This is a genomic window from Arthrobacter sp. JCM 19049 (assembly GCF_001310435.1).
Genome location: NZ_BAXF01000769.1, coordinates 1 through 810, shown reverse-complemented (window position 1 = coordinate 810; position 810 = coordinate 1). Strand labels below are relative to the sequence as shown.

Annotated in this window: 1 pseudogene; it reads left to right on the top strand. The window is 67.3% G+C overall.

From position 1 onward, the window contains the following. Nucleotides 1–75: 75 nt before the first annotated feature. Nucleotides 76–791, top strand: a pseudogene (locus JCM19049_RS16110) (LytR/AlgR family response regulator transcription factor). Nucleotides 792–810: the final 19 nt, after the last annotated feature.

Below are 810 nucleotides of genomic sequence, written 5' to 3'. Positions count from 1 at the left end.
CACGGCGGCAGGCTCCGCCCCCAACCGGCCCCTGGCCCAACGGCGTGCGCGGCGGCGACTGGGTAGACTGGAACAATGATCAATGTCGTAGTAGCCGACGATGAGCTGCCGGCAGTCGAGGAACTGGCCTACCTGCTCAGCCAGGACTCCCGGGTCGGCAGATCTTCCGGGCGACCTCCGGGGCGGCGGCGCTGAAGGCGCTGGAGGAAGAAGACGTCGATGCCCTGTTCCTGGACATCCACATGCCCGCGTTATCCGGGCTGGACATCGCCCGGGTCATTTCCCGCTTCACCAATCCCCCGCACATCGTCTTCGTCACCGCCGACGAGGACCAGGCGCTGGAGGCCTTCGAACTGGCCGCGGTGGACTACGTGCTCAAGCCCATCCGCCCGCAGCGGCTGGCCGAGTCGGTGCGGCGCATCTGTGAGCTGGTCGAGGACACCCAAACCAAACCGGAAATGGTCACCGTGGACCAAGGTGGGGTCACCAAGCTGATCGAACGCGACTCCATCGCCTACGTGCAGGCGGCCGGGGACTACGCGCGGCTGCACACGCCCAACGCCAGCTACCTGATCCGGGTGCCGCTCAACGACCTGGAAACCCAGTGGGGCCCGGCCGGCTACGTGCGCATCCACCGCTCCTACCTGGTGAACATGGAACACGTGCAGACCGTCAAGCTCGCCACCGGCAAGGCCTCGGTCCTGGTCAACGGCGTGGAACTGCCCATCTCCCGCCGGGCGCTGCCCTACCTGCGCGAGAAGCTCTCGGCCAACCGGGTGCGGCCACTGTGAGCCAGGATCCCGATGCGCA